We start from the raw sequence: 5404 nt of genomic DNA on the forward strand, positions 1-5404 counted from the left end.
CCCGAACTCAGAAGTGAAACCTCTTAGCGCTGATGGTAGTGTGGAGTTATCCATGTGAGAGTAAGTCATCGCCAGCTCATTAATTCTAAATCCCCCTCCGCTAATCGCTGAGGGGGATTTTTTTATGATGAAAATATTAAATAATAAAGAAAAAGCGAAATATTAAGTGGGAAAGAAGAGAATTAGAGCGGAGAATACACGCTAAATTATACAAAAATACATTTATATAAATTAAAATTATGTGAAACATCTATTGTTTATCAAAGAATTTGATGTAGTGCAAATTATTTTTTCGTCATTTTTATACAACTTTAGTCTAGTTTTTCCAAAAAAAGCTGTTTCAATTGTTTTATTTATAGACAAAAACTGAATTATGATTCATTTTATGTAAAAGTGAATTTGGATTCACTTTTTATAATAAAGCTCACAATTGGAGGTGAGAGAAAAATGACAGCGACAACAATGAATGTAAATGCTGTAATCGATCAGGCTAAGTTTAAGCCTTTTCATTTAACGGTTGTTTTGTGGTGCTTATTCGTCGTCTTATTTGACGGCTATGATTTAGCAATTAACGGTGTGGCTTTACCGCTTTTAATGAAAGAGTGGGGTATGACGGCTGTTCAAGCGGGAATGCTAGCCAGTACGGCCCTAGCAGGCATGATGTTTGGTGCAATGCTATTTGGGATGCTGGCCGATAAAATTGGCCGTAAAAAAGTCATTATTATCTGTGTTACGTTGTTCAGTGGGTTCACTTTTGCGGGTGGCTTTGCATCAAACCCGACTGAATTTGGTATTTTACGCTTTATTGCGGGTCTTGGAATTGGTGGTGTATTACCGAACTTGGTCGCTTTAACTTCGGAATATGCGCCTCAGAAGTTTCGTAGTACTTTGGTGACCGCGATGTTTAGTGGCTATGCAATGGGTGGAATTATGGCAGCACTACTAGGTGTTGCGTTTACGCCAACCTTTGGCTGGAAGATCATGTTTTTCATTGCGGGTATTCCATTACTGTTTATTCCTATTTTATGGAAATTCTTACCTGAATCAGTCACTTTTTTAGTGAAAGACCAGCAAACAGAAAAGGCACGCAGCATTATTCAACGTCTGGTACCTGAAGAGACTGTAACTTCAGATACTGTTCTAGTGCTGAATGAAGCAAAAGTCCCTGATGCATCTGTCGCTGCCTTGTTTAAAAATGGCCGTGGTATGGGTACAGTTTTATTTTGGTGCTGCTTCTTCATGTGCTTATTGATGGTTTATGCCCTAGGAAGCTGGTTACCAAAACTGATGATGGCTGCGGGTTATTCGATGGGCAGCAGTTTAATGTTCCTCCTTTCCTTGAACATTGGTGCGGTGATTGGCACTGCTGGTGGTGGTGTGCTTGCGGATCGTTTCCACTTGAAACCTGTCATTATTAGCATGTTGACTGTCGGGGCATTTGCATTGGTGGGTTTAGGCTTTAATTCACCACAACCTGTAATTTATTTATTGGTTGCACTTGCAGGAGCTGCTTCAATCGGTTGTAGTATTTTACTATATAGCTATGTGGCGCAATATTATCCATTGGCTGTTCGTTCAACTGGGTTGGGTTGGGCATCAGGAATTGGCCGTGTGGGTGCAATCGTGGGTCCAATTGTCATTGGTGTATTGTTGGGCATGGAATTACCACATAAGTTGAATTTTATTGCTGTGGCAATTCCTGCGGTACTTGCTGCGATAGCAGTTTCTTTTATCCGTTTAAATAGTGCTGAAGAAGCAGTTAAAACTCAGGTGAAAGTTTCAAGTTCAATCAAAGCATCTTCTTAGTTAAATCTTAAATAAATAAAAGGCTCTCGTTGTGAGGGCCTTTATTTTTTTCAAAATAGATGTACCGTTGGATGGTATTTGATCGTGTTTGAAGGAGAGTGCTATGCTAAAGGCAGCTTTAAATAGGGCAGTACAATAACAATGATTAAGCAGCAGAAAAAACTCGAACCTGAGCAAAGTGAACGTTTATTCAACATCCTAGAACAGCGTTTTCAGCAGTACACTGAACGTCATATGCAAATTAGTTGGGCATTTGTCCGAGAAAAACTTTTGCAGTCTCCGGAAAAATTATACGCCTTACAACAAATGGAAATGAGTAGAGGTGAGCCTGATGTCGTGGTTTTACCGAATACACAAGATGTGTATTTTTTTGATTGTTCGATTGAGTCACCGAAGGGGCGACGGAGCATGTGTTATGACCGAGAGGCACTATTGAGTCGCAAGGATCATCCGCCTGAAAATACAGTGCTCGATTGGGTACAGGCGTATGGCTTAAGCTTAGTGACGGAACAACAGTATTATCTTTTACAGCAGATCTTTAATTTTGACTTGAAAACATCCAGTTGGGTTGAGACTCCAGCTGAATTACGTCAGCAAGGCGGGGCAATTTTTTGTGATCAGCGCTATGGTCGTACGTTTACCTATCATAATGGCGCTGCTTCGTACTATGCGAGTCGAGGATTTCGGACTTATATTCAGCTTTAACTGTGGAATAGAGAAAAAAAGAAACCCCGACATCCTGTCGAGGTTTCTTTGTATTTCAGTGTTTAGATACAACTCCTGTCATACCTCACATCCTGATGCTCAAACTGATTATTGTTGTTTTAAGTTTGGGAAACGTCCTGTTTCCTGATGATTTAAATATACATGGCGGTGGCTGTTGTTCATACAGCATTTTAACCACGCTATTTGTAAGCCTAAGCTGACAAAAGTGAATGGCTTATAATTTTTGCTTAGTGCTTTAGATCAGCATCGTTTAAATAGCCTAATCAATGCTAGATTGGCTTAATGAACTGATCCTGCTCGACAACGATAGGGTTTGACCGTTTTTCCTTTTTAATATAGAGCATCACTGGTATCGCGCAGTTGTAAATATGACTGCTCGATAAATACAGAACAATATTAAAAAGTTGTATGCATGCATGTGATGTTCATCAGAAACATGATCAATCTTCTCCGATGGAGTGGATATTTGAATAAAAATGTGAAAAGTAATGTTTTATACATACAATTGATGGCTTGAGCAGCCTTTAGATTGATTTTTTAGTAGGTTGAACATCGTTGAGGGATATTAAAATTTTATGCAGCGAAATAGGTGGAATAAATCATTCCAAAAAGTTTGTTAATTTATAACTAATTTTGTACAATAAATAAGCTGATTAATTGAACGGTTGAATCAGCACACATTATAAAAATGGAATATTTGAAGCAGAAATTACAGAATATTTTTATAAAAGTGAGTATTGTTGAACCATATAAAAGGGAAGTTTAATCGACACACTTTAACCAAGGTTTTGTGAAAACTCCTCTGTTTGTCATTTAGAACCTTGCACCCAAAAGGTCGAAGCTAAATCAAACACTCAAGATTAATATTAAATGGTTCTTTTTTGTTGCGAGATAACCAAATAAAAAGCAATTAAAAGGGACCTAGGTTTAGGTGTTTTATGTCAGGAACTCGTGAAAACTGGACATCACGATCTGGTTTTATTATTGCAGCTGTAGGTTCGGCTGTAGGTTTAGGTAATATTTGGCGTTTCCCTTATGTTGCTTATGAAAATGGTGGCGGTGCCTTTCTTATTCCTTATTTATTGGCGTTAATTACCGCTGGTTTACCTCTGTTATTTTTAGATTATGCAACGGGACACCGTAGCTCGGGGTCACCACCTAAAGCCTATCGGGCTTTGTTTAAAGGCGGTGAAACGTTGGGTTGGTGGCAAGTCTGTGTGTGTATCATCATTGGTTTGTACTATGCCAGCGTACTGACGTGGGCGGGAAGCTATGTTTACTTCTCGATTGGTCAGACTTGGGGCAGTGACCCTGAAAGTTTCTTCTTTAATACCTACTTACAAACTTCGAAAGCAACAGGTTTCGATTTACAGTTTGTAAGCCATTTATTTTGGCCAATCGTGGGAATTTGGGCACTGACCTTAATTATTCTGTTTGGCGGGGTTAAAAAAGGCGTTGAATTATCGAATAAGATTTTCATGCCTTTGCTATTCGTTTTATTCACCATTTTAGTGGTGCAATCACTTCGTTTACCCGGTGCAGCAGAAGGCTTAAATGCATTCTTTACGCCGAACTGGTCTGCGATGATGGACTATAAAGTGTGGTTGGCGGCGTATGGTCATACCTTCTTCTCGCTTTCTGTGGGTTTCGGGATCATGGTGACTTATGCATCTTACTTAAAGCCAAAGACCAATTTGACAGGCTCAGGTTTAATCGTTGGTTTTGCCAATGCTTCAACTGAAATCTTGGCGGGTATTGGTATTTTTGCTGCATTGGGCTTTATGGCGCATGCCGCAGGCAAAGAAGTTCAAGATGTGGTGAGTGGTGGTATCGGTTTGGCATTTATTGCTTTCCCGAAAATCATTTCAAGTCTTGGTGCAGGTGCTGATTTATTCGGTCTATTGTTCTTCTCATCATTATTTGTTGCCGGTATTTCTTCCATGGTCAGTATCTTGGAAGTGCCGATTGCAGCAATGCAGGATAAGTTAAAATGGAGCCGTAAAAAAGCAGTTACCATTATTGGTGGTGGTAGTGCACTGGTTTCAGTGATCTTATTCTCAAGTGTGAATGCGATTAAATTGGTAGATATCGTGGATCACTTTATCAATAACATTGGCATTGTGGGTGGCGCGCTTGTTTCTATTCTTTGTATTACTTGGTTTAAGCGTTCAGCATTGATTGAGTTGCGTGATCACGTAAACCGTATTTCCACAATTCAACTCGGTAAGGGTTGGGCATTTACCTTGACCGTGATTACTTCACTCGTGTTATTAACGACGTTGAGCATGACGTTATTTAATTTGGTGAAAAATGGTTACGATACCTATAGCATGAGTCTGCAAGGGCTATTTGGTTGGGGCAGTGTGATTTTCTGTGCTGTCCTCGCAATCGTACTCAGCAAAGTTAAAGATCGCTAGGAGAAAAAAATGAATACTTCAGCAATCGTAATGATGGTGATTTCAATGTTGTTTGTTTGGGGTGGACTTGTATTGTCTATTCTTCACTTGATGAAAAATCCAGAAGAGCTCGATGATGTTCTTGAAGAAGTGAAAGACCAGCATACGTTGTAATACTGGATGAAAAAGGCAATTCATTGATTTCATTTGTAATCAGTGAATGATAAAAAACCGAGTGAATGTCACTCGGTTTTTTATGGACTTTTAACAGGTTTAAGAGAGCTGTAGCACTGACCGGCTTTGTTGCACAAACCTAGCCTATAAGGTTTATTCAGTCCTATAATTTCAAAATGATCAAATCTTTATTTAGACTCTCTTTACGCATGGTCACAGGTTTTGTTCAAAGTCTGATTAAACTTTGTGGATTAAATTGGACCGCACCAGATTACAGTACGCTTTGTCGAAGACAAAAACAT

At 39.2% G+C, this 5404-nt stretch carries 4 protein-coding genes and 1 pseudogene; all 5 read left to right on the forward strand.

Annotation, left to right across the window (positions count from 1 at the left end):
* The first annotated feature begins 447 nt into the window (after positions 1–447).
* Entirely contained in the window at positions 448–1806 is a 1359-nt protein-coding gene (locus HYI04_RS16480; RefSeq protein ID WP_004691886.1) for an MFS transporter, read from the forward strand.
* A 144-nt stretch (positions 1807–1950) separates the two neighbouring features.
* Complete coding sequence (locus tag HYI04_RS16485) at positions 1951–2511, forward strand: DUF4256 domain-containing protein (RefSeq protein ID WP_162841296.1); 561 nt, start codon at positions 1951–1953, stop codon at positions 2509–2511.
* Between the two features lie 959 nt (positions 2512–3470).
* The gene (locus HYI04_RS16490; protein ID WP_178896409.1) at positions 3471–4949 is read left to right on the forward strand and encodes a sodium-dependent transporter; all 1479 of its coding nucleotides are present in this window, start codon (positions 3471–3473) and stop codon (positions 4947–4949) included.
* Between the two features lie 9 nt (positions 4950–4958).
* The gene (locus HYI04_RS16495; RefSeq protein WP_004691882.1) at positions 4959–5102 is read left to right on the forward strand and encodes a methionine/alanine import family NSS transporter small subunit; all 144 of its coding nucleotides are present in this window, start codon (positions 4959–4961) and stop codon (positions 5100–5102) included.
* A 176-nt stretch (positions 5103–5278) separates the two neighbouring features.
* Positions 5279–5404: pseudogene (locus tag HYI04_RS16500) on the forward strand (transposase); the annotation flags it as partial.

Source organism: Acinetobacter sp. SwsAc2, from assembly GCF_013391465.1.
Classification (GTDB): domain Bacteria; phylum Pseudomonadota; class Gammaproteobacteria; order Pseudomonadales; family Moraxellaceae; genus Acinetobacter; species Acinetobacter johnsonii.